General features: G+C 64.9%; 22 protein-coding genes. 14 read left to right on the top strand and 8 right to left on the bottom strand.

Annotated elements, in window-relative coordinates:
* Nucleotides 1–8: 8 nt before the first annotated feature.
* Nucleotides 9–695 carry a response regulator gene (locus ACSLGO_RS15075; RefSeq protein WP_436401400.1) on the bottom strand — a complete coding sequence of 229 codons (687 nt, stop codon included), beginning with the start codon at nt 693–695 and terminating at the stop codon, nt 9–11.
* A complete protein-coding gene (locus ACSLGO_RS15070; protein ID WP_436401399.1) occupies nt 692–1939 on the bottom strand; it encodes a sensor histidine kinase in 1248 nt (415 codons plus the stop codon). Before ACSLGO_RS15070 ends, ACSLGO_RS15075 begins: the two co-directional genes overlap by 4 nt.
* Nucleotides 1940–2064: 125 nt before the next feature.
* On the opposite strand from ACSLGO_RS15070, the gene ACSLGO_RS15065 reads away from it, so the two are divergent.
* The gene (locus ACSLGO_RS15065) at nt 2065–2910 is read left to right on the top strand and encodes a GAP family protein (protein WP_419243352.1); all 846 of its coding nucleotides are present in this window, start codon (nt 2065–2067) and stop codon (nt 2908–2910) included.
* A gap of 36 nt (nt 2911–2946) precedes the next feature.
* Here ACSLGO_RS15065 and ACSLGO_RS15060 read toward each other — a convergent pair whose 3' ends face one another.
* The gene (locus ACSLGO_RS15060; RefSeq protein WP_091606866.1) at nt 2947–3468 is read right to left on the bottom strand and encodes an O-acetyl-ADP-ribose deacetylase; all 522 of its coding nucleotides are present in this window, start codon (nt 3466–3468) and stop codon (nt 2947–2949) included.
* A gap of 181 nt (nt 3469–3649) precedes the next feature.
* On the opposite strand from ACSLGO_RS15060, the gene ACSLGO_RS15055 reads away from it, so the two are divergent.
* The 4 genes from ACSLGO_RS15055 (at nt 3650) to ACSLGO_RS15040 (ending at nt 6725) form a co-directional block, all read left to right on the top strand.
* On the top strand, nt 3650–4162 hold the full coding sequence (locus ACSLGO_RS15055) for a hypothetical protein (RefSeq protein ID WP_091606864.1): 513 nt from the start codon (nt 3650–3652) through the stop codon (nt 4160–4162).
* Between the two features lie 88 nt (nt 4163–4250).
* Nucleotides 4251–5099 carry an exodeoxyribonuclease III gene (locus ACSLGO_RS15050; RefSeq protein WP_091606983.1) on the top strand — a complete coding sequence of 283 codons (849 nt, stop codon included), beginning with the start codon at nt 4251–4253 and terminating at the stop codon, nt 5097–5099.
* A 9-nt stretch (nt 5100–5108) separates the two neighbouring features.
* Nucleotides 5109–6137, top strand: a complete 1029-nt coding sequence (gene trpS, locus ACSLGO_RS15045; protein ID WP_091606861.1) for a tryptophan--tRNA ligase — start codon at nt 5109–5111, stop codon at nt 6135–6137.
* A 6-nt stretch (nt 6138–6143) separates the two neighbouring features.
* Entirely contained in the window at nt 6144–6725 is a 582-nt protein-coding gene (locus ACSLGO_RS15040) for a 2'-5' RNA ligase family protein (RefSeq protein WP_433123164.1), read from the top strand.
* Here ACSLGO_RS15040 and ACSLGO_RS15035 read toward each other — a convergent pair.
* The 5 genes from ACSLGO_RS15035 to sdhC form a co-directional block, all read right to left on the bottom strand.
* Nucleotides 6722–7504, bottom strand: a complete 783-nt coding sequence (locus tag ACSLGO_RS15035) for an alpha/beta hydrolase (RefSeq protein WP_386917458.1) — start codon at nt 7502–7504, stop codon at nt 6722–6724. The genes ACSLGO_RS15040 and ACSLGO_RS15035 overlap by 4 nt on opposite strands.
* Before the next feature lie 103 nt (nt 7505–7607).
* Entirely contained in the window at nt 7608–8384 is a 777-nt protein-coding gene (locus ACSLGO_RS15030; RefSeq protein WP_091606851.1) for a succinate dehydrogenase iron-sulfur subunit, read from the bottom strand.
* Nucleotides 8384–10150 carry a succinate dehydrogenase flavoprotein subunit gene (gene sdhA, locus ACSLGO_RS15025; RefSeq protein WP_091606849.1) on the bottom strand — a complete coding sequence of 589 codons (1767 nt, stop codon included), beginning with the start codon at nt 10148–10150 and terminating at the stop codon, nt 8384–8386. Before sdhA ends, ACSLGO_RS15030 begins: the two co-directional genes overlap by 1 nt.
* A 64-nt stretch (nt 10151–10214) precedes the next feature.
* Entirely contained in the window at nt 10215–10682 is a 468-nt protein-coding gene (locus ACSLGO_RS15020) for a succinate dehydrogenase hydrophobic membrane anchor subunit (protein ID WP_091606846.1), read from the bottom strand.
* A gap of 3 nt (nt 10683–10685) precedes the next feature.
* Entirely contained in the window at nt 10686–11066 is a 381-nt protein-coding gene (gene sdhC / locus ACSLGO_RS15015; RefSeq protein ID WP_091606843.1) for a succinate dehydrogenase, cytochrome b556 subunit, read from the bottom strand.
* A 228-nt stretch (nt 11067–11294) separates the two neighbouring features.
* Here sdhC and ACSLGO_RS15010 point away from each other — a divergent pair, with 228 nt between their 5' ends.
* The 9 genes from ACSLGO_RS15010 (at nt 11295) to ACSLGO_RS14970 (ending at nt 22047) form a co-directional block, all read left to right on the top strand.
* Nucleotides 11295–12443, top strand: a complete 1149-nt coding sequence (locus ACSLGO_RS15010) for a mannose-1-phosphate guanylyltransferase (protein ID WP_436401398.1) — start codon at nt 11295–11297, stop codon at nt 12441–12443.
* A 124-nt stretch (nt 12444–12567) separates the two neighbouring features.
* Nucleotides 12568–13773 carry an amidohydrolase gene (locus ACSLGO_RS15005; protein ID WP_091606838.1) on the top strand — a complete coding sequence of 402 codons (1206 nt, stop codon included), beginning with the start codon at nt 12568–12570 and terminating at the stop codon, nt 13771–13773.
* Between the two features lie 216 nt (nt 13774–13989).
* Nucleotides 13990–15102, top strand: coding sequence for a BMP family lipoprotein (locus ACSLGO_RS15000; protein WP_377955945.1), 1113 nt, complete (start codon nt 13990–13992; stop codon nt 15100–15102).
* Between the two features lie 123 nt (nt 15103–15225).
* Nucleotides 15226–16770, top strand: a complete 1545-nt coding sequence (locus ACSLGO_RS14995) for an ABC transporter ATP-binding protein (protein WP_091606835.1) — start codon at nt 15226–15228, stop codon at nt 16768–16770.
* Nucleotides 16767–18134, top strand: a complete 1368-nt coding sequence (locus ACSLGO_RS14990) for an ABC transporter permease (protein WP_152274785.1) — start codon at nt 16767–16769, stop codon at nt 18132–18134. Before ACSLGO_RS14995 ends, ACSLGO_RS14990 begins: the two co-directional genes overlap by 4 nt.
* On the top strand, nt 18131–19420 hold the full coding sequence (locus ACSLGO_RS14985; RefSeq protein WP_091606830.1) for an ABC transporter permease: 1290 nt from the start codon (nt 18131–18133) through the stop codon (nt 19418–19420). Before ACSLGO_RS14990 ends, ACSLGO_RS14985 begins: the two co-directional genes overlap by 4 nt.
* A gap of 32 nt (nt 19421–19452) precedes the next feature.
* Complete coding sequence (locus ACSLGO_RS14980; protein WP_436401397.1) at nt 19453–19875, top strand: cytidine deaminase; 423 nt, start codon at nt 19453–19455, stop codon at nt 19873–19875.
* Entirely contained in the window at nt 19872–21155 is a 1284-nt protein-coding gene (locus ACSLGO_RS14975; RefSeq protein WP_091606825.1) for a thymidine phosphorylase, read from the top strand. Before ACSLGO_RS14980 ends, ACSLGO_RS14975 begins: the two co-directional genes overlap by 4 nt.
* 247 nt (nt 21156–21402) lie before the next feature.
* Nucleotides 21403–22047: a DedA family protein gene (locus tag ACSLGO_RS14970; RefSeq protein WP_091606822.1), complete on the top strand. Its 645-nt coding sequence runs from the start codon at nt 21403–21405 to the stop codon at nt 22045–22047.
* The last annotated feature ends 25 nt before the right edge of the window (nt 22048–22072 follow it).

Raw genomic sequence — 22072 nt, 5'->3', positions numbered from 1 at the left:
CGGCTGGTTTAGGGTGTCCGGACCCGGGCGGCCAGGGCTGCCTGCAGACGGGATTCGACGCCGAGCTTGGCCAGCACCCTTGAAACGTGGGTTTTGACCGTGGTTTCGGAGATGCCCAGTCTGCGCGCGATGCGGACATTGCTCAGGCCCTCGGCGAGGCAGTCCAGGACTTCCTCCTCACGGGCCGTCAGCTCCGTCTCGGGAGCCGGCTGCGCGGATGCCCGGTTCCCGTCCGTGCCTGACGGCGTATCCGCGCTGGAGGCGGCGCGCCCGGAGACGAAAGCGTCCACTAGGCGTCCGGTGACTTCCGGCGCAATGACGGTGCCGCCGTCGTGAACCCGGCGCAGCGCCGCGGTAATTTCCGAGGGTTCGGCCGTCTTGAGCAGGAACCCGGACGCACCGGCGGAGAGCACCCCAAAAAGGTAGGAGTCGTGGTCGAAAGTGGTCAGTGCGACGACCTTCGCCAGACCGGCCGCAGCAATCTGCTCCGTGGCCTGAACGCCGTCCACCACGGGCATCCGCAGGTCCATCAGCACAACATCCGGACCCAAGGCACGGGCCATGCGCACCGCGGTGGCGCCGTCGGCAGCTTCGCCGACTACCTCGAACCCCGGCTCGGTCTCCAGAACCATGCGCATGCCCAGGCGGATGGCTGCGTGGTCGTCCGCCAGCAGCACCCGTATGTTCGTGCTCATCCTGCGGTTCCTCCTGCGTTGATCGTTGCTGCGTCCGGACGCGGTGTAGTGCTGAAGGGCAGTTCGGCCTCGACTTTCCAGCCGCTGCCCGCAGGGTCCGGACCGGCCCACGCCCTGCCGCCCAGCTGCTCGGCGCGTGCCAGCATGCTGGGTATGCCGGTGCCCGTGCCGGACTGGGAGGAGGCTGCTGCGGCCGGCAAGCCGCCGTCGTCCTCCACCAGCAGCCGGAGCCCTGAAGCCGTCTGGTCCAGCAGCATGCGAACCCGCGCGCCGTTTGAGTGCCGGGCAGCGTTCACCAGCGCCTCCACGGCAATCCGGTAGACGGCTGCCTGCACCGGTGACGGGATGCCGCTGCCCGCCAGGTTCGTCCAGTCAATGCGCATTCCGGCCGCCCGGTGTCCGGCTACCACCGCATCGAGGTCCTGGATACTGCCGGCAAGGGGACGCGGCACACCAGTGCTGAGGGTGCGGATCATCCCGTTCAGTTCCTCCAGTCCCTTGACGGACTCCTGGCGCACGTGGGCCAGTACCTCGGCCGGAAGGCTGCTGCCCTGTGGGCTGCGCAGCGCTGCACCTGACTGGAGGGCAATGGCGGAAAGCCGGGAAGACAGGACGTCATGCAGTTCCCTGGCCATGTCCTGCCGCTCGGCTGCCAGGGCCAGTTCGTGCTCGCGCGCGGCCAGACGTTCCTGGTCACGGGCAGCGGCGCGGATGGCGGCTGCCCGTGCGGACTCGCTCTCCGCGAGCTGGCCCGCCTTGCGCAGGTTGGATGCCCACTCGGCCGGGAGCAGCAGCACCATGCCCGTCAGCAGGATGACCGTGACCCCGTCTCGCAGGTCTCCCGTCAGGGACCACACCGCCAGCCCCGACGCGGCGCACAAACCCAGGACACTGGCTTCCGCCACGCGGGCAGCACGGGCCGGGCCAAAGAGGACCAGGGAAAAGACTGCTTCGAAGGCGAGGAAGAGTCCAACCGTGCTGTTTCCCAGCACCAGGAGCACAGCGGCGGCGAACGAGAGGGAGACCATCACCGGGGTATGCCTGCGGCGCAGCACGACGGCGCCACAGCCAACCAGCGTGAACAACGGCCACCAGGGGGCCAGCGCAGGGAACGCGGCACTGCCCGTGGCAGTCAGCTCCAGGGCATGCATGAGCCAGGCCAGGGCGGCGTACCCGAGCGCCAGCAGCGCGTCTTCACGGCGGATCCGGCGGGTAGAAGGAGCCTGGTCCCCAAAGGAGTTCATGGTTCCATCCTGACGTGGGGCGTTGCTTCCCGCCAAGCAGGTTTGGCCGGCGTCGCACTAAAGGATGATGCGTGCTCCTTCCAAGGCCGGATTCGTGCAGGCCGGAACGGCGGAAGGCTGGTGCCATGACTTTGGAGACTTTCGTGCAGCTGGGCGTGCTCGCCCTGATCGACAGCACCAGCATAGGCACCCTCGTGATTCCTGTCTGGCTGCTGATGCGGCGGGACGCTGGAAGGACTACGGGAAAGGTTGCCGCCTACCTCGGTGCTGTCGGTGTCTTCTATTTTCTGGTGGGGCTGCTGCTCCTTTCCGGTGCAGCCGGCCTGGGCCGGGTCCTGGGAGGAGGCCTGGGCTCGTTCTTCGAACTGGCACCGGTGCAGGTACTGATGGTTGCCGCCGGCGCCGGCATGCTGATCTGGTCCTTCAAGGACACCTCCCTCAAGGGCACACCAAACGGTGGGGGAGAAAACGGAGTCGGGGCGGCAGCGGAAGGCACGCCGGCCAACGGCACGGGCGGCACGGGAAGCGGAGGCGGAGGAAGGTCCGCCGCAGTCCTGCAGCGGTCCCGGGCCACCGAGCACCGCTGGCAGCGCCGCATCGGCAAGGCGCTGGACAGCCGTGGCGGACTCCTGGGGCTTGCGCTGCTCGCGGGCGTGCTTGAGCTCCCCACCATGCTGCCTTATCTGGCTGCCGTCGGCGTGCTGACCTCGGCGGGAGCAGGGTGGAGTGTGTCCGCCGGGATGCTGGCGCTTTACTGCCTTGTCATGCTGCTGCCTGCCCTGCTGCTGGTGCTCCTCCGTTGTGTGCTCGGCCGTCATCTGGACGGGCCGCTTGAGCGGCTGCGGGCCTGGCTCACCAAGGTATCCGGCGAGGCCGTCCTCTGGGTCGTAGGAATTGTCGGGTTCCTCATGCTCCGCGCCGGACTGGCCGGGCTGTTCCCGGACGCCTCATGGAACCCGTTTGGGGGCTGACGGACACTCGCCCGGCCGGGGGCATGGGGGTGGTGCTTAGTCGCCGGACTCGGCCAGCGCCGCCCGGAAAGCTTGGAGCACCCGTTCGCTGAAGAGCACGAATTCCACCCGTTCGATTCCGGTGCCCCGGTGGTCGCGGACGGCCTGCACAGCGGTACGGGCCACGTCCCCGGCGTCCCAGCCATAGACTCCGGCGCTGATCGCGGGGAATGCTACCGTCGCGGCTCCGAGTTCCTCCGCCACCGCCAGGCTGTTGGCAAAAGCACGGCGCAGCAGCTCAGGATCCGTCTGCCCGGCCGCCGCGTTGGGACCCACGGTGTGGATCACCCACTGCGCCGGAAGATTGAACGCCCCAGTCGCAACTGCTTCGCCTACCGGCAGCCCGTCCCGGTATTCGCCCTGCCGCAGGGCCCGGCACGCCTCCAGCAGCTCTCGGCCGGCAGCCCGGTGAATGGCGCCGTCCACTCCGCCGCCGCCCAGCAAAGACGAGTTCGCGGCATTGACCACCGCATCGACGTCGCGCGTTGTGATGTCTCCCTGCACCAGCTCAATCTCCATGGGCCCAGCCTTCCAGCCGCGGCAGCAGACCGGCAACCCAAACCCCGTCCCAAACCCAACTCCCGTCATCGAGATGGCAGATAAGGCTCGTTTGGCGCCTCAAAAGAGCCGTATCTGCCATCTCGTTTCGCCGAGGGGGAAGTCGGAAGGAGCCACCCCGAAAATTTGAGAGAATAAGGATATGCAGTCCATCCGTAACGGCAAGACGCCGTCCGCAAGCAATCCCGGCCGGGGTATCAGCCGCCAGATGGCCACGATCGGCACCGCCGTCATGGTCTTCGTGTTCATCGTTGCCGTGCTCTTCGCCGCCAATGAGAACGACGTCGTTGGCTGGCTGGTGGTGATCATCTCCCTGGGCTGGCTGCTGCTCTTCGCCTTCGTGGTCTTCAGCATCCGCGGGGCAGCCCGGAAGGCCGGGGCAAAACTCGCCCAGGCCCAGGATTCACTGAACCGTGCCTCAGGTGCGGCGCCTTCCGTGGAAGTCATGGATGAGGCAACGCTCATCCGCGACCAGAAGCTGGACCACAGCTTCAAGATCATCCAGGTCCAGTCAAAGGTGATTCGCGACAACCTCGGCACCGACGCCGACCAGGTTGCCCGCGCCATCGAAACGATTGAGATCACGGCGCACAATGCCCGCGGAATGATGAAGAAGGACGACGGCGGACCGGTAGAAGGCACCGTAGTCGACTAGGCAGCAGGGAAGACGGCGCGCAACGTTACGCGCCCGTCGGCACCGCCGGAAACGAAAGCTACTGAGGGGTAAGGTATTTGGCGTGAGCATGGAATCGACTGGGGACTCCAGCCCTGAAAACGGATCCCCGGCACTGAGGATCGCAACCGTCAATGTGAACGGCATCCGCGCTGCGTACAAGCGGGGCATGGCAGACTGGCTCGCCGAGCGCGGCGTCGACATCCTGTGCCTCCAGGAAGTGCGTGCTCCCGACGCCATCGTCCGTGACCTGCTGGGCAGCGACTGGCACATCCTGCACGCCGAGGCGGAAGCCAAGGGCCGTGCCGGTGTGGCGATCGTGTCCCGCATGGAGCCGGTAGCCGTGCGCGAACACATTGGCGAAGACTACTTCGCGCTTTCCGGCCGCTGGGTTGAAGCAGACTTCAAGGTCCCGGTGGATGGAGAAGAAAAGCTGCTCACTGTGGTCAGCGCCTACGTGCACTCCGGTGAAGCAGGCACCCCCAAACAGGATGACAAGTACCGTTTCCTGGACGTCATGGCGGCCAGGCTGCCGGTGCTCGCCGCCACCAGCGACTACGCCCTGATCGTAGGTGACCTGAACGTAGGCCACACCACCCTGGACATCAAGAACTGGAAGGGCAACGTGAAGCGGGCAGGGTTCCTGCCTGAAGAACGCGCTTACTTCGACCGCTTCTTCAGCGACGAGATCGGCTACGTGGATGTTGCCCGCAAGCTTGCCGGGGACGTGCCGGGTCCGTACACCTGGTGGTCCTGGCGCGGCCAGGCCTTCGACAACGACGCCGGCTGGCGCATCGATTACCACATGGCCACTCCCGCCCTCGCCGACCGCGCCGTCAGCGCCGTCGTCGACCGTGCAGCTACCTACGACGCCCGATTCTCCGACCACGCGCCCGTGGTTGTCGACTATAAGTTCTGAGGCAAAGACATGACGCAGACCCCCGCCCGCCAGCGCATCCTCTCCGGAATGCAGCCCTCCGCGGATTCACTCCACCTGGGCAACTACCTGGGTGCCCTGGTGAACTGGGTACGGCTGCAGGAGCAGTACGACGCGTATTTCTTCATCCCTGACCTGCACGCGATCACTGTCCCGCAGGACCCCGCGGACCTCCGGCAGCGCACCCGTGTCACGGCCGCGCAGTACATTGCCGGCGGCGTGGACGTGGACAACGCCACACTGTTCGTCCAGTCACAGGTTCCCGAACACGCGCAGCTGGCCTGGGTGCTGAACTGCCTGACCGGTTTCGGCGAAGCGTCCCGGATGACCCAGTTCAAGGATAAGCAGCAGCGTTTCGGCGCGGACGCCGCCAGCGTCGGCCTGTTCACCTACCCGATCCTGCAGGTGGCGGACATCCTGCTGTACCACCCCCACGGCGTCCCCGTGGGCGAGGACCAGCGCCAGCACGTTGAACTGAGCCGGGACCTCGCGAAGCGCTTCAACAGCCGCTACGGCGAGACGTTCACGGTTCCTGAAGCCTTCATCCAGAAGGAATCCGCGAAGATCTATGACCTCCAGAACCCGGCCGCCAAGATGTCGAAGTCAGCAGAATCACCGGCCGGCCTGATCAACCTCCTAGACCCGGACAAAGTCATTGCCAAGCGGATCAAATCAGCCGTGACGGATGACGGCACGGAGATCCGCTTCGACCGGGAAACCAAGCCAGGCATCTCCAACCTGCTCTCCATCTACTCCCTGATCACCGGCCGCAGCGTCGACACCCTGGTCAAGGAATACGAGGGAAAGATGTACGGACACCTGAAAGTGGACCTGGCGGAAACAGTCACGGAACACATCCGGCCGATCCGGGAGCGTGCACTGGCACTCCTGGACGATCCCGCCGAACTGGACCGGCTGCTGGCCAAGGGCGCAATGAAAGCCAGGGAAACGGCGTCGGCTACACTTGCCGATGTGTACGAGAAGATCGGTTTCCTCCCACTGGGTTCAACCGCCCGCTAAGCGCTCATGGGCTACACGAATTCCACCGTCCAGACCTCATCCGGCGCAGCACGCGGCGGCAGCGGCCGGATGCCCGAAAGCCCGTGCTGGGTGGGGATCGTGATCCCCGTGCCCGAGCCCATGGCCACCGAACTCCGGCGTGCGCGGGCCTCCTTCGGGGACCCGATGGCATCGGTCATCCCGGCTCACATCACCCTGGTGACTACGACGCCGGCACCGGACTGGGATTCGGCCCTCGAGCATGTGCGTGCCGTGACAGCCGCCCGGGCGCCCTTCACAGTGACCCTGCGCGGTGCGGCCTCCTTCCGCCCGGTCACCCCGGTGGTCTACGTACAGGTGGAAGACGGCTTCTCCGAATGCTCGCAGCTGCACAAGGAGCTGCAGTCCGGCCCGCTGGACCATGAAAACACGTACCCGTACCACCCGCATGTCACCGTGGCGCACGATGTATCCGAGGCCAGCATGGATAACGCCGTCGAGACGCTGAGCGACTACAGCGCGAGCTTCACCGTGGACCGGATCGGCGTCTTCGAACATGATCCGCACGGTCTGTGGGTCCTGCGCGAGGAAATGCGCCTGCGGGGTTAGGAACCCTCTGCCCGGGCCTGCTGCAGATAGATCCCTGCCCAGGCAGCAATGATGGCGGCCGCTCGCGTGGTCTGGTCCTTCTCCGGCATCAGGTGGCCGGACCCCTCGAGGGACACGAAGCTGCGCGGATGCCGCGCCGCATTGAAGATTTCAGAGGCATTCTCGATCCCCACGGTCTCATCAGTGGGGGAGTGCATGATGAGCAGCGGCAGGTTCAGCGATTCGATGCAGTCCCGCAGGTCGTGGCTGTGCAGGTCCTCGACCAGTTCCTGGCGGATGGTCAGCGTGCGTCCGCCGAGCTCGACGTCGGCCTGTCCCTGCGCGGCTATGGTCTCCAGCTCATCAGCGAACAGGTGGGCCACGTGGGAGGGCCGGAACGGCGCGCCGATGGTTACCAGGGCCGCCAGTGAAGTTTCGCTCCCTGCAGCCGCCAGCGCGGCCGCTCCGCCGAGGGAGTGGCCGATCAGCAGGGTGGGCGGGCGCCCGGAGGAACGCAGGAAGTCCATTGCGTTGTGCAGGTCCGCGACCTTCGTCGTGAATGACCCGTCCTCCCAGGACCCGCTGGAACGGCCCAGCCCGGCGGCGTCGTAGCGGAGCACTCCGATGCCCTGCTCCGCCAGCGCCTTGGAGATGCGTGAGGCGGCGGCGCTGTTCTTCCCGAGGGCGAAGCCATGGCAGAAGACCGCCCAGCCGAGCGGATCACCGTCCGGAACATCCAGCGCCCCGGCCAGGGTGGTGCCGTTGACGCCGGGAAAGGAAACAGATTCAAACTCTGGCATACTCCCCACCCTATCCGGCAGCAGCGGGGCGGCCGGGTACGCAAAAGGCGGAGGAGCCGGATAGGGATCCGGTTCCTCCGCCTTTGAAAGCAGCGGGCCTGAACTAGATGGAGCGGTTCAGGATGGCCTGCTTGACCTCGGAGATGGCCTTGGTGACCTGGATGCCGCGGGGGCATGCTTCCGAGCAGTTGAAGGTGGTGCGGCAGCGCCACACGCCTTCCTTGTCGTTCAGGATCTCCAGGCGCATGTCTCCGGCGTCGTCACGCGAATCGAAGATGAAACGGTGTGCGTTGACGATGGCTGCCGGGCCGAAGTACTGTCCGTCGGTCCAGAAGACGGGGCAGGAGGACGTGCAGGCGGCGCAGAGGATGCACTTGGTGGTGTCGTCGAAACGCTCGCGGTCTTCGGCAGACTGCAGGCGTTCCTTGGTGGGCTCGTGGCCCTTGGACACCAGGAACGGCATGATCTCGCGGTAGGACTGGAAGAACGGTTCCATGTCCACGATCAGGTCCTTCTCCACCGGCAGGCCCTTGATGGGCTCCACGAGGATCGGCTTGGACGTGTCCAGGTCCTTCAGCAGGGTCTTGCACGCCAGGCGGTTGCGGCCGTTGATGCGCATTGCATCGGAACCGCAGACGCCGTGGGCGCAGGACCGGCGGAACGAAACCGTGCCGTCGTGCTCCCACTTGACCTTGTGCAGGGCATCCAGCACACGGTCCGTGCCATACATGGTCAGGGTCCACTCGTCCCAGTGGGCCTCGTCAGAGATTTCCGGGTTGTAGCGGCGCACCTTCAGCGTGATGTCGAAGGAGGGGATTTCACTGGCCGAGGATTCGGCAAGGTCAATCTTCGAGGCCGGCTCAGCGACTTCCGTTGTCATTAGTACTTCCTCACCATCGGCTCGTAGCGCGTAAAGATAACCGGCTTGGTATCGAGCCGGATGCCGGCCGTGTGCTCGGCGTTGTCTGCTTCGTCAACCTTGTAGGCCATGGAGTGCAGCATGAACTTCTCGTCATCGCGGTCCGGGAAGTCCTCACGGAAGTGGCCGCCGCGCGATTCTTCGCGGTGCAGGGCTGCCACGGACATGACCTTGGCCAGTTCCAGGAGGAACCCGAGCTCCACGGCTTCCAGCAGGTCAAGGTTGAAGCGCTTGCCCTTGTCCTGGACGTTGATCTTCTTGTAGCGTTCTTCGAGGTCTGCGATGTCGGAGAGCGTCTTGTTGATCGTCTCGGCCGTACGGAACACCTGCATGTTGGCATCCATGGTGTTCTGCAGGTCGCGGCGGATCTCGGAAACACGCTCGGTGCCTTCGGAGTTGCGCACAACATCCAGCAGGGCGATCGTGTCTGCTTCCGGGTCTTCCGGCAGGTCAACGAAGTCGGCCTGCAGTGCGTACTCGGCAGCGTAGATGCCGGCGCGCTTACCGAAGACGTTGATGTCCAGCAGGGAGTTGGTGCCCAGGCGGTTTGACCCGTGGACGGATACGCAGGCAACCTCGCCGGCTGCGTAGAGGCCCGGAATCACGGTGTCGTTGTCCTGGAGGACCTCGGCCTTGATGTTGGTGGGGATGCCGCCCATGACGTAGTGCGCCGTCGGGAACACGGGAACCGGCTCGGTGTACGGCTCCACGCCCAGGTAGGTGCGTGCGAACTCTGTGATGTCCGGGAGCTTGGCGTCGATATGCGCCGGCTCCAGGTGCGTCAGGTCCAGGAGGACGTAGTCCTTGTTCGGGCCGCAGCCGCGGCCTTCACGGACTTCGTTGGCCATTGAACGCGCAACGATGTCACGCGGGGCAAGGTCCTTGATGGTGGGGGCGTAGCGCTCCATGAAGCGCTCACCCTCGGAGTTGCGCAGGATGGCGCCTTCGCCGCGGGCTGCTTCGGAGAGCAGGATGCCCAGGCCGGCCAGGCCGGTCGGGTGGAACTGGATGAACTCCATGTCTTCCAGCGGGATGCCCTTGCGGAACGCGATGCCCATGCCGTCACCGGTCAGGGTGTGGGCGTTGGAGGTGGTCTTGAAGACCTTGCCCGCGCCGCCGGAGGCGAAGACCACGGACTTGGCCTGGAAGACGTGCAGTTCGCCGGTGGCGAGGTCATAGGAGACGACGCCGGCAACGCGCTTCTGGCCGAAGCTGTCCTCCACGGTCAGCAGGTCAAGGACGTAGTACTCGTTGTAGAACTCAACGTTGTGCTTGACGCAGTTTTGGTACAGGGTCTGCAGGATCATGTGTCCGGTGCGGTCTGCTGCGTAGCAGGCGCGGCGGACGGGAGCCTTGCCGTGGTCACGGGTGTGGCCGCCGAAACGGCGCTGGTCGATCCGGCCTTCAGGCGTGCGGTTGAACGGCAGGCCCATCTTTTCCAGGTCCAGCACGGCGTCGATGGCTTCCTTGGCCATGACCTCGGCGGCGTCCTGGTCTACCAGGTAGTCGCCGCCCTTGACCGTGTCAAAGGTGTGCCATTCCCAGTTGTCTTCTTCTACGTTTGCCAGTGCTGCGCACATGCCGCCCTGCGCCGCTCCGGTGTGGGAACGCGTGGGGTACAGCTTGGTCAGTACCGCCGTCCGAGCGCGCTGTCCGGATTCGATGGCGGCACGCATACCGGCGCCGCCGGCGCCGACAATGACGACGTCGTACTTGTGGACCTGCATACCAGATGCTCTTTCTGTTGAAACTGTGTGTAGCTCTAAGGGAGTTGCTGCGGTGCCTGCCGGGCTAGGGAGCGGGGCAGAAGGACGGCAGCTGGTCCAGGGTCGCGTTGGCGGGGCACGGATCGAAGGTGAAGATCACGAGGGTGCCAAGGACGATGATGACGACGGTCGCGGAGTACAGCACCGTCTTGAGCCACATGCGGGTGGAGTTCTTCTCGGCGTAGTCATTGATGATGGTGCGCACGCCGTTGGTGCCGTGCAGCATGGCGAGCCACAGCATGACCAGGTCCCAGATCTGCCAGAGCGGAGACGCCCACTTACCGGCTACGAAACCGAAGTCGATGGCCTTGATGCCGTCGCCGACCATCAGGTTGATGAAGAGGTGGGTGAAGATCAGGATGACGAGCAGTGCGCCGGAGATGCGCATGAACAGCCAGGCGATCATCTCGAAGTTGCCCTTGCCGGACCCGTTGCGGGTGTACCGCGGGGAGATGCGGCCGGCCCGGGGAGCGTCAATTGAAGGAGTGCTCATGGCTTAGTGACCCCCGAAAACGATGGGAAGGTGGCGGATGGAGAAGCCGATCATGGTCACGGCCCACAGACCGACGACCCCCCACAGCATCTGGCGCTGGTACTTGGGGCCCTTCTTCCAGAAGTCGATAAGAATCACCCGAAGGCCGTTGAAGGCGTGGAAAACGATGGCGGCAACGAGGCCGAGCTCACCGAGGCCCATGATGGGGTTCTTGTACGCTCCGATGACCACGTTGTAGGCCTCGGGCGACACGCGCACCAGCGAGGTATCCAGAACATGGACCAAAAGGAAGAAGAAGATCACCACGCCAGTAATTCGATGGGCCACCCATGACCACTGGCCTTCGCGGCCGCGGTAAAGCGTGCCTGCTGGTAACTTCGACACTGAATATTCCTCCCTGCATCGCAGCGGCGCTAGCGCGTCTTCCGCGCAGTGATGACGCCGGTGCGAGAGCACTTATAAGCTCAAGCATAATCTAGGTCCCACTCGGAGCGGGATCAATTTAGGTTCCCCTTCCGTGTGACCTGGCTTACACTCCGCGCTGTGCCGGCTTCAGTGCCTGCTCGTGTCTGCGAACCTGGCCATGGGGACTCTCAGCTAACCTTGGCACTGATGAGTACTGAAATGACAAATGTGAACCCGGAATCGGCCGGCGCCGACGTCTTCGACCGCTTCTACGGCGTGATTCCGGCCGGGGGAGTAGGAACACGGCTGTGGCCGCTCTCCCGGGCTGCCGCACCGAAGTTCCTTCATGACCTCACCGGCTCCGGCTCCACCCTGATCCGGGCGACCTATGACCGCCTGGCACCCCTGAGCGATGACCGGGTGATGGTGGTCACCGGGCTGCTCCACCGCTCCGCCGTGCTGGCGCAGCTGCCGGAGATCCAGCAGGAGAACCTCGTGCTGGAAAACGAGCCCAAGGACTCAGCGGCAGCGATCGGGCTAGCCGCGGCAATCCTGTACCAGCGGGACCCGTCGATCATCATGGGATCCTTCGCTGCGGACCAGGTCATCACTCCGGTGGAGGCCTTCCAGGAGACGGTCCGGGAGGCCATCTACACAGCCGCGCAGGGTTACATCGTCACCATTGGCATCCATCCCACCCATCCCTCCACGGGATTCGGCTACATCAAGGCCGGTGAACCGCTGGAGATCGAGGGCGCACCGAGCGCCCACGCCGTCGTCGAGTTCGTCGAGAAGCCTTCCGAGGACACCGCCCGAAGCTACCTGCGCAGCGGAAACTACAGCTGGAACGCCGGAATGTTCGTGGCTCCGGTGGCACTGATGCTCAAGCACCTGCTGGAAAACGAACCCGAGCTGCATGCCGGGCTGATGGAAATTGCCGAGGCCTGGGACACCGAGAACCGCCGTGAAGTGGTGCTGCGGGTCTGGCCCACCCTGCCCAAGACGGCGATTGACTACGCCGTGGCCGAGCCCGCCGCCGCGGCAGGGGACGTAGCCATGATTCCGGGAATCTTCAGCTGGGACGACGTTGGGGATTTCGCCGCCATCGGGCGGCTGAACCCGGCCGCAGAGAACAGCGAACTGACCGTGATGGGCGACGGCGCGCGCGTCTATTCGGAGGATGCCTCCGGGATTGTCGTGTCCGACACCAAACGCGTTATTGCGCTGATTGGAATCGAGGACGTGGTGATCGTGGACACTCCGGATGCCCTGCTGGTCACCACAAAGGACCATGCGCAGGAAGTCAAGAAGGCAGTGGAGCACCTCAAGGCCAGCGGAGATACGGACGTCCTGTAGGCGGATCCCTGTATAAGGGGGAAGCGGGGAAAGGCTGGGCGGCGCTCCCACGTTCTGGCGCTGCGGGAAGTCTTAAAGTCATCCGGTTCCCGCAGACCAGCGCAGGTTGGCTAACCTTGAATACGTGCAGACAACCCCACTTAGCAGTTCACCCGTTCCGTCTATCCGGGGCAGTGTTGCCCCGATCCTGGGTGAGCTGATCGATTTCCGGCGGGACCTGCATTCGCATCCCGAGCTCTCGCACAAGGAGTTCCGGACCACTGACCGGATCGTCGAGACCCTGGAAGCGGCGGGACTGCAGCCCAAGCGGCTTGAAAACACCGGAGCCTACGTGGACATTGGCGACGGGCCGATCGGCCTGGCGCTGCGTGCGGACATCGACGCCCTGCCGGTCCTGGAAGAGACGTCCCTGCCGTATGCTTCGGTGAACACCGGAATTGCGCACGCCTGCGGCCACGACATCCACACCACCGTCATGATGGGCGCGGCCCGGGTACTGGCCAAGCTCGACGCCGAGGGGTCACTCGGCGGGCGGATCCGTGTGATCTTCCAGCCGGCCGAGGAGGTCATGCCCGGTGGTGCCCTGTCCGTCATCGAACAGGGAGTACTTTCCGGCGTGCCGCGGATCCTGGCGCTGCACTGCGATCCCCGGGTCGACGTCGGGCAGGTCGGCACTCGGATCGGTGCCATCACGTCCGCCTCTGACACCATCCGCATCGAGCTTTCCGGACAGGGCGGGCACACGTCGCGGCCGCACCTGACCCAGGACCTGGTCTTCGCGCTGAGCCAGATAGCCGTCAGCGTGCCGGCCATCCTTTCACGGCGGATCGATGTCCGCAGCGGGGTTTCCGTGGTGTGGGGCCAGATCCACGCGGGCTCGGCGCCGAACGCGATTCCCGGCCACGGCTTCATGGCCGGGACCATGCGCTGCCTCGATGCCGAGGCGTGGCACGCCGCGGGAGAGCTGCTGGACGACGTCGTGCGTGAAGTTGCGGCGCCCTACGGAGTCGAAGTGGCGCTGGAGCACACCCGCGGCGTTCCGCCGGTCATCAACTCCGAGGCGGAAACCGGCCTGATCGAGGCCTCGGCCCGGGCGGAGCTCGGAGAGGACTCAGTCGTCCTGACTCCGCAGTCCATGGGCGGCGAGGACTTCGCCTGGATGACCCAGGCGATCCCAGGAGCCATGATGCGCCTGGGCACCCGCACTCCGGGCGGGGAAACCTTCGACCTGCACCGCGGAGACTACAACCCGGACGAACTGGCGATCAGCTGCGGCGTCTCCGTCATGGCTGCCGCGGCAGTCCGCGCAGCCCGCGGCCTGCGGCACTGATTCGGTCGCCAAAGCCTCCGATTGATAACAACATGTAAACAATGTTGTCCAGACCACCGCTTCGCTTAGTGCTGCGGAACACATGCACTATGGTTAGGTCTTGCTGCGCTCCATGAGGGAAGGAGCGCGCACCACACGCCCCCTGCGAAGGCCCTTCCGTCCGTTGGTCCAGGCCGCAGGCAGGGCGGTGGAACACTTTTCTTTTCTGGAGGAACATTGAAGAATTTCCCGCGCGGCTTCAAGCGCAATGCCGGTGTATCCGCCGCCATGCTGGGCGCATCGGCGCTTCTGCTGGCCGGCTGCGGTGCCGCCCCGGAAGAAGACTCCGCATCCAGCGGTGAGGCAAGCGCCAACGGCGACTTCCTGGCCTGCATGGTTTCGGACTCCGGCGGTTTCGATGACCGCTCGTTCAACCAGTCCGGCTACGAAGGCCTGAAGGCTGCCGAGACGGACCTGGGCATCGAGATCAAGACTGCTGAGTCGCAGTCAGAGACCGACTTCGGCCCGAACCTGGATTCAATGGTGGTCCAGAACGGCTGCAACATCACCGTCACCGTCGGCTTCCTCCTGGCTGACGCAACGAAGGAAGTGGCCGAGGCAAACCCGGACAGCCACTTCGCCATCATCGATGACAACTCCATCGAGGCGGACAACGTCAAGCCCATCATCTACGACACCGCCCAGGCAGCGTTCCTGGCCGGCTACGTAGCTGCCGGCACGTCGGAGACCGGCAAGGTTGCCACCTACGGCGGCATCAACATCCCCACCGTGACCATCTTCATGGACGGCTTCGCTGACGGCGTTGCCTACTACAACGAAGAGAACGGCACCGACGTCGAGGTCCTGGGCTGGAACAAGGCAGACCAGACCGGCTCCTTCATCGGCAACTTCACCGACACCGGCGCAGGCAAGACCACCACCGAGAACTTCATCAACGAAGGCGCGGACATCATCATGCCGGTGGCCGGCCCGGTTGGCACCGGTACGCTCGACGCCGTTGTCGAAGCCAACGCAGGCGGCGCCACCAACAAGGTGGTCTGGGTGGACTCCGACGGTTACGAGACCGCCGGCACCGGCAAGGAATACATCCTCACCTCAGTCATGAAGCTCATGGGCGAGGCCGTTGAAGAGGTCATCACCCAGGACGTCGAGGGCAACTTCGACGCTTCCCCGTACATCGGCACCCTTGAAAACGGCGGCGTCACCCTGGCTCCGTACCACGACCAGGAAGACGCTGTTCCGGCAGACGTCAAGAGCGCCGTGGACGAGATCAAGGCCAAGATCATCTCCGGTGAAATCACCGTAGAATCCGCAGCCAGCCCCAAGTAGGGGCAAGGCCGCGCCAAACGGACCGCTGTTCGTCCAGCCGGACGAACAGCGGTCCGTTCTGTTCCGGGTAATCTTCCTTTGGGAGTACCCAAACACTCAGACACAAACAGATTGGTTGGGGTTGTGAAACTCGAACTCAAAGGCATCACCAAGCGCTTCGGCACCCTGGTTGCCAACGACCACATAGACCTGGTGATCGAGCCGGGGCAGGTCCACAGCCTGCTCGGTGAGAACGGGGCGGGCAAGTCAACGCTGATGAACGTCCTCTACGGCCTCTACGAACCCACAGAGGGCGAAATCCTGGTCAACGGCAAACCCGTTGTCTTTTCAGGTCCCGGTGATGCCATGGCAGCAGGAATCGGCATGGTGCACCAGCACTTCATGCTGGTTCCCGTCTTCACCGTGGCGGAGAACGTGGCACTCGGTAACGAGACGACCCGCGCCGGCGGCTCGCTGAACCTTGAAACCACCCGGGCACGCATCCGCCAGATCTCCGAACAGTACGGGTTCGACGTTGATCCCGACGCCGTCGTGGAGGATCTGCCGGTTGGCGTGCAGCAGCGCGTGGAAATCATCAAGGCCCTGATCCGGGACGCTGAAGTCCTGATCCTTGACGAACCCACGGCCGTGCTCACCCCGCGGGAGACCGACGAACTGCTGGCGATCATGCGCCAGCTGTGCGACGACGGCAAATCCGTCGTCTTCATCTCCCACAAGCTGCGCGAGGTAAAGGCCGTCTCCGACGTCATCACCGTGATCCGCCGCGGCAAGGTGGTGGGCGACGCCCCGCCGAGCGCTTCAACCACGGAGCTCGCCTCCATGATGGTTGGCCGTTCGGTGAGCCTGAACCTCCAGAAGGAACCTGCTCAGCCCGGAGCCGCCACCTTCCAGGTCCGGGACCTGGTAGTGCTTTCGGACACCGGCCAGGCCGTGGTCGACCACATCAGCTTCGAGATCGCCAAGGGCGAGATCCTCGCCGTCGCCGGTGTCCAGGGCAACGGCCAGACGGAACTGACCGAGGCAATCATGGGCCTCCAGGAGCACGTCGCCGGTTCCATCACGCTCGACGGCGAAGAGCTGGTTGGCAAACGCGTGTCCCAGATCATCGATGCCGGAGTGGGCTTCGTGCCCGAGGACCGGAACGTGGACGGCCTGGTGGGAACGTTCACGGTTGCCGAGAACCTGGTCCTGAACCGCTACAACAAGGCGCCGTTCGCGAAGGGCCTGTCCATGCGTCCGGCAACCGTGGCGAAGAACGCAGCGGAAAAGATCGACGAGTTCGACATCCGCACGCAGTCTGCCGAGGCCGCAGCCGGCACCCTGTCCGGCGGCAACCAGCAGAAGGTGGTCATGGCCCGGGAACTGTCCCGGCCCCTGTCCCTGTTCATTGCCTCGCAGCCCACCCGCGGCGTCGACGTCGGATCCATTGAATTCCTGCACAAGCGGATCGTCGCGGAGCGCGACGGCGGAACGCCGGTGATGATCGTGTCCACCGAACTGGACGAGGTCCTGGAACTGGCAGACCGCATCGCTGTGCTGTACAGCGGCAGGGTGATGGGCATTGTCCCGGGTAACACCTCGCGCGACGTGCTGGGCCTGATGATGGCCGGCATGAGCGCGGAAGACGCACTTTCGCACCAGAGCGAGAACGAGGGAGGGGCGCAGTGAGCCCGGAGGAAGCAAGCAGGCAGCAGGGCGATTCCGCACCCCGCAAGGAGGAAGCTGCCGCTGACGAAACACGGCTGCTGCAAGCTGCCGAAACCGCAGGCGGGGCGCTGCCCCCGCCCGCCGTACCGGTGCCCGAGACCGAGCTCCATCCGGAAACGGGCAGCGAATCGGTTCTCCGCCGCATTGTCACCGGCAATGCGCTGGTCTCGGTGCTGTCCGTCCTCATGGCACTGATTGTCGGCGGGCTGCTCATCGCCCTCACCGACGAAGAGGTTGCCGAATCGGCAGGCTACTTTTTCAGCCGTCCGGGCGACATGCTGGGCGCAGCGTGGTCTGCGGCTTCGGGCGCCTACATCGCGCTCTTCCAGGGCTCGGTCTTCAATTTCGAGGCCGACACCTTCTCCCGCATGATCTACCCGCTGACCCAGACACTGACAGTGGCAACCCCGCTGATCTGTGCCGGCCTCGGCGTCGCCCTTGCTTTCCGCGCCGGCCTGTTCAACATCGGTGCCCAGGGGCAGATCCTGATCGGCGCCACGCTCGCCGCGTGGGTGGGCTTCAGCTGGCACCTGCCCGTTGGCCTGCACCTGCTGATCGTGATCCTCGCCGGTGCACTCGGCGGCGCCCTCTGGGGCGGAATCGCCGGCCTGCTCAAGGCCCGGACCGGAGCCCACGAGGTGATCGTGACGATCATGCTCAACTACATCGCGATCCAGCTGGTGCTCTTCCTGCTCACCACTCCCGGATTCCAGCGTCCCGGCTCCACCAACCCGATCAGCCCCCAGCTGGACTCCACCGCAATGTTCCCGCCGCTGTTCGGCTCCGGGTTCCGCCTGCACTGGGGCTTCATCATGGCGATTGCCGCCACGGTGTTCATCTGGTGGCTGCTGAACCGTTCGACGGTCGGCTTTGAACTGCGCGCCGTCGGCGCCAACCCCGCAGCCGCCCGCAACGCCGGCATCAACACCACCAAGGGCTACGTCATCGTGATGCTCATTGCCGGTGCGCTGGCCGGCCTGGCCGGTGTGGCACAGGTATCGGGCACCGAGAAGGTGCTCACCTCCGGTGTTGCAGCCAGCTTCGGCTTCGACGCGATCACCGTTGCGCTGCTGGGCCGGTCCTCGCCCTGGGGAACCTTCGCAGCAGGCCTGCTCTTCGGCGCGTTCCGTGCAGGCGGCGTCACCATGCAGACCAGCACCGGAACCAACATCGACATTGTCCTGGTGGTGCAGTCGCTCATTGTCCTGTTCATCGCAGCACCTCCGCTGGTCCGGTCCCTGTTCCGGATCCCGCCGCCCGGGGCCTTCAAGACCTCCGGCAAGCGCATGTCCAAAAAAGCCGATGCAGCGCAAGGAGCAGCATGAGCACCGCAACAACTCTCGCCTCCAAGGGCCAGCCGGCAGACGTGAAACCGATCCGCAGCTGGAAGACCCCGGTCATCCTGGGCGTCCTGGCAATCCTCGGATTCATCATGTTCGGGCTGGGCTCGCCGGCCAGCGAAGTGACGTTCCGACTGACGGACGCCAACGCAGCCATCCAGCTGCCGGACATCGTCGTGTCAGCACCCGTCCTGGGCTGGATCGCCACTGTGGTCCTCCTGGCCTCGGCCGCGTACGCCTTCGTCCTGGTCAGCCGCTACCAGCACATCCCCGGCTGGCTGATCGCGGTGTTCGCCGTGTTCTTCATTGCCGCATTCCTGACCTGGGCCGTGGGCAGTGCCCGCAGCCCCAGCGTGGCGCTCTACGGCCTGCTTGCTGGTTCCTTCACCCTGGCGTTCCCGCTGATTTTCGGTTCGCTCTCCGGCGTGCTGTGTGAACGTTCCGGCGTGGTGAACATTGCCATCGAGGGCCAGCTGCTGTTCGGCGCCTTTGCTGCTGCCGTGGCGGGCTCGCTGTCGGGCAACGCCTTCGTGGGCCTGTTCGCGGCGGCCATCGCCGGCGTCCTGGTTTCCCTGGTGCTCGCGGTGTTCAGCATCAAGTACATCGTGAACCAGGTGATCGTCGGCGTCGTGCTGAACGTTCTGGTTTCCGGCCTGACCGGGTTCCTCTTCTCCACCGTGCTCAGCGCGGACTCGGCCAAGTGGAACTCACCCCCTCGCCTGGACAAGATCGCGATCCCGCTGCTCTCGGATATTCCGATCCTGGGCCCGATCCTGTTCGACCAGTCCGTCATCGGCTACCTGATGTACATTGCCGTGGCGGCAATCTACTTCGGCCTCTTCCACACCAAGTGGGGTCTGCGGACCCGTGCCGTGGGCGAGCACCCCAAGGCCGCGGACACCGTGGGCATCAACGTCAACCGCATGCGGTTCTGGAACGTCCTGCTCGCAGGTGCGGTAGCCGGCGTCGGCGGTGCCTTCTTCACCCTCGTATCGGTGTCCTCCTTCAACCGGGACATGACCTCCGGCCAGGGCTACATTGCCCTCGCTGCGCTGATCCTCGGCCGCTGGAACCCCATTGGTGCGCTGTTCGCCGCGCTGCTGTTCGGGTTCGCCTCCAACCTGCAGTCAGTGCTCAGCCTGCTCGGCACCCCAGTGCCGAACCAGTTCCTGGCCATGCTGCCCTACGTGGTGACCATCTTCGCCGTCGCCGGCGTGGTCGGTAAGTCCAGGGCGCCGGCAGCCAGCGGCATTCCCTACATCAAGAGCTGATCCCCACCCCACAAGGACAAGAGGACACATAGATGAACGCAGTTACCCCTGCGCCTAAAATCGACTGGGACGTCCTGCAGGACGCGGCCCGCAAGGCCATGTCCCACGCTTACGTTCCCTACTCCCGCTATCCAGTGGGGGCAGCGGCGCTGACGGATGACGGCCGGATTGTTTCCGGCTGCAATATCGAAAACGCCAGCTACGGCCTGACCCTGTGCGCCGAATGCTCCATGATCAGCCAGCTGAACATGACCGGCGGCGGACGCCTGGTTGCCTTCACCTGCGTAGACGGCGAGGGTGAAATCCTCATGCCGTGCGGACGCTGCCGCCAGCTGCTGTACGAATTCAGGGCACCGGGCATGAAGCTGCTGACCGTCAGCGGCATCCGGACCATGGACGAAGTGCTGCCCGATGCTTTCGGGCCGCAGCACCTTGAAGGGCAGGCAGGCAAATGAGCGAGCGTTTTGACACCGTTGACATCATCCGCGTGAAGCGGGACCGGGGCACGCTGAGCCCGGAACAGATCGACTGGACGATCGACGCGTACACCCGCGGCGTGATCGCCGACGAGCAGATGGCCGCCCTGAACATGGCGATCCTCCTCAACGGCATGAACCGGGAGGAGATTTCCCGCTGGACCGCAGCGATGATCGCCTCGGGCGAGCGGATGGACTTCTCCTCGCTGGGAAAGCCGACGTCGGACAAGCACTCGACAGGCGGCGTGGGGGACAAGATCACCCTGCCGCTGGCCCCGCTGGTGGCAGTCTTCGGCGTCGCCGTGCCGCAGCTCTCCGGCCGGGGCCTGGGACACACCGGCGGAACGCTGGACAAGCTTGAAGCCATTCCCGGCTGGCGTGCAGCGCTCAGCAATGACGAGATGATGGCCCAGCTCGCCGACGTAGGGGCTGTCATCTGCGCTGCCGGTGCAGGACTGGCTCCTGCAGACAAGAAGCTCTATGCCCTGCGCGACGTCACGGCCACGGTGGAAGCCATTCCGCTGATTGCCTCCTCGATCATGAGCAAGAAGATCGCCGAGGGAACCGGTTCGCTGGTCCTGGACGTCAAGGTGGGATCGGGTGCGTTCATGAAGAATGCCGACGACGCCCGAGAGCTTGCCCAGACCATGGTCACACTGGGTAAAGACGCCGGAGTAAACACTGTGGCGTTGCTCACGAATATGTCCACGCCCCTCGGCCTGACCGCGGGCAACGCGATCGAGGTCCAGGAGTCCGTGGAGGTGCTCGCCGGCGGCGGCCCGTCCGACGTCGTGGAGCTGACAGTGGCACTGGCGAAGGAGATGCTCGCAGCGGCAGGCCAGCCCGATGCCGATCCCGCAGCAGCGCTGAAGGACGGCCGCGCCATGGACGTGTGGCGCCGCATGATCTCGGCCCAGGGCGGGGATCCGGACGCTGAACTGCCCGTCGCGAAGGAATCGGAAACCATTACGGCCTCAGCTGACGGCGTGCTCACCGAGCTGGACGCCCTCTCCGTGGGTGTTGCGGCCTGGCGCCTCGGGGCCGGACGCGCGCGGAAGGAAGACGCTGTGCAGGCCGGAGCAGGCGTGCGCCTCCACGCCAAGCCCGGAGACACGGTCCGGGCCGGCCAGCCGCTCATGACGCTGCTGACGGATACCCCGGAGAAGTTCGAGCGGGCAAAGGAAGCCGTTGAGGGAGCAGCAGTGATTGCCCCGGAGGCTTCCGGCGTCCAGCCCCTGATCATCGATCGGATCAGCTAGCACCCTCACCCCGCCTCCATCGAGATGACAGAAACTGCCCGTATGAGCGTTCATACGGGCAGTTTCTGTCATCTCGATGGGAAGGGAATACCCACCGGGGCAAGCGCCGGACTCAGGGTTGAGGCAGGGATGCTCAGGGTGTTTTGGGGGACATGCCCGGTGACGGGCACTGATTCGGAAGTGGCATCGTTGTAGATACTGATACCGACTCAAGGAGTGCCGCCCATTGGACGTGCTAAACGCCGTAATGGACACCATCAACGACTTCGTCCTGACGTACTCAGGCGCCCCCTGGGTTTACCTGGTGCTTTTCGCCTGCTGCCTGCTGGACGGTTTCTTTCCCCCGATCCCGAGTGAGTCGCTCGTCGTGGGGCTGTCCGCACTGGTTTTCCTGGCCGACGGCCCCAACGCCTGGCTGATCGCCCTCTCGGCCGCGGCAGGTGCCTTCGTCGGTGACAACATCGCCTACGCCCTGGGCCGCACCCTCCGGACTGACAGATACAGGTGGATGCGGGGACCACGGATGCAGCGCGGGTTTGTCTGGGCCGGCCGCGAGCTGGAAAAGCGTGCCGTCTCCCTGATCCTGATCGCACGGTTCATCCCGGTAGGCCGGGTGGTGGTCAACCTGACCGCAGGTGCCACCCGCTACCCCCGGCGCATGTTCGTGGCCCTGACGGGAATGTCCGCAGTCCTCTGGGCGGCGTACTCCGTAGCCATCGGCGCCCTCGCCGGGGCCTGGTTCAAGGAAAACCACCTGCTCGCCGTCGTCGTTGCCATTGCCGTCGCCCTGGTACTTGGCCTCATCATCGACCGGATCATCGCCAAGCTGCGCGGACCAACCCCCATCCGTACCAGCCAGCCGCTGGAAGAGGGCGTCAACTCCGAGCCTTAAGCGCTCCGGGTGCCCCTCACGTAGA

Origin of the sequence: Arthrobacter sp. IK3 (genome assembly GCF_051337705.1) — a bacterium.
Classification (GTDB): Bacteria; Actinomycetota; Actinomycetes; order Actinomycetales; family Micrococcaceae; genus Arthrobacter_B; species Arthrobacter_B koreensis.
The sequence above is the reverse complement of the archived record's forward strand: the minus strand, read 5'-3'. Positions and strand labels throughout refer to the sequence as shown.

What these genes read in the sequence shown, in the direction of transcription:
- ACSLGO_RS14975 (WP_091606825.1), top strand. Translation starts at nt 19,872, where the DNA reads ATGAGCGAGCGTTTTGACACCGTTGACATCATCCGCGTGAAGCGGGAC.
- ACSLGO_RS15040 (WP_433123164.1), top strand. Translation starts at nt 6,144, where the DNA reads ATGGGCTACACGAATTCCACCGTCCAGACCTCATCCGGCGCAGCACGC.
- ACSLGO_RS15050 (WP_091606983.1), top strand. Translation starts at nt 4,251, where the DNA reads ATGGAATCGACTGGGGACTCCAGCCCTGAAAACGGATCCCCGGCACTG.
- trpS (WP_091606861.1), top strand. Translation starts at nt 5,109, where the DNA reads ATGACGCAGACCCCCGCCCGCCAGCGCATCCTCTCCGGAATGCAGCCC.
- ACSLGO_RS15070 (WP_436401399.1), bottom strand. Translation starts at nt 1,939, where the DNA reads ATGAACTCCTTTGGGGACCAGGCTCCTTCTACCCGCCGGATCCGCCGT.
- ACSLGO_RS15065 (WP_419243352.1), top strand. Translation starts at nt 2,065, where the DNA reads ATGACTTTGGAGACTTTCGTGCAGCTGGGCGTGCTCGCCCTGATCGAC.
- ACSLGO_RS15030 (WP_091606851.1), bottom strand. Translation starts at nt 8,384, where the DNA reads ATGACAACGGAAGTCGCTGAGCCGGCCTCGAAGATTGACCTTGCCGAA.
- ACSLGO_RS15060 (WP_091606866.1), bottom strand. Translation starts at nt 3,468, where the DNA reads ATGGAGATTGAGCTGGTGCAGGGAGACATCACAACGCGCGACGTCGAT.
- ACSLGO_RS15010 (WP_436401398.1), top strand. Translation starts at nt 11,295, where the DNA reads ATGAGTACTGAAATGACAAATGTGAACCCGGAATCGGCCGGCGCCGAC.
- ACSLGO_RS15055 (WP_091606864.1), top strand. Translation starts at nt 3,650, where the DNA reads ATGCAGTCCATCCGTAACGGCAAGACGCCGTCCGCAAGCAATCCCGGC.
- ACSLGO_RS15035 (WP_386917458.1), bottom strand. Translation starts at nt 7,504, where the DNA reads ATGCCAGAGTTTGAATCTGTTTCCTTTCCCGGCGTCAACGGCACCACC.
- ACSLGO_RS15020 (WP_091606846.1), bottom strand. Translation starts at nt 10,682, where the DNA reads ATGAGCACTCCTTCAATTGACGCTCCCCGGGCCGGCCGCATCTCCCCG.
- ACSLGO_RS14980 (WP_436401397.1), top strand. Translation starts at nt 19,453, where the DNA reads ATGAACGCAGTTACCCCTGCGCCTAAAATCGACTGGGACGTCCTGCAG.
- ACSLGO_RS14970 (WP_091606822.1), top strand. Translation starts at nt 21,403, where the DNA reads ATGGACACCATCAACGACTTCGTCCTGACGTACTCAGGCGCCCCCTGG.
- ACSLGO_RS15075 (WP_436401400.1), bottom strand. Translation starts at nt 695, where the DNA reads ATGAGCACGAACATACGGGTGCTGCTGGCGGACGACCACGCAGCCATC.
- ACSLGO_RS14985 (WP_091606830.1), top strand. Translation starts at nt 18,131, where the DNA reads ATGAGCACCGCAACAACTCTCGCCTCCAAGGGCCAGCCGGCAGACGTG.
- sdhA (WP_091606849.1), bottom strand. Translation starts at nt 10,150, where the DNA reads ATGCAGGTCCACAAGTACGACGTCGTCATTGTCGGCGCCGGCGGCGCC.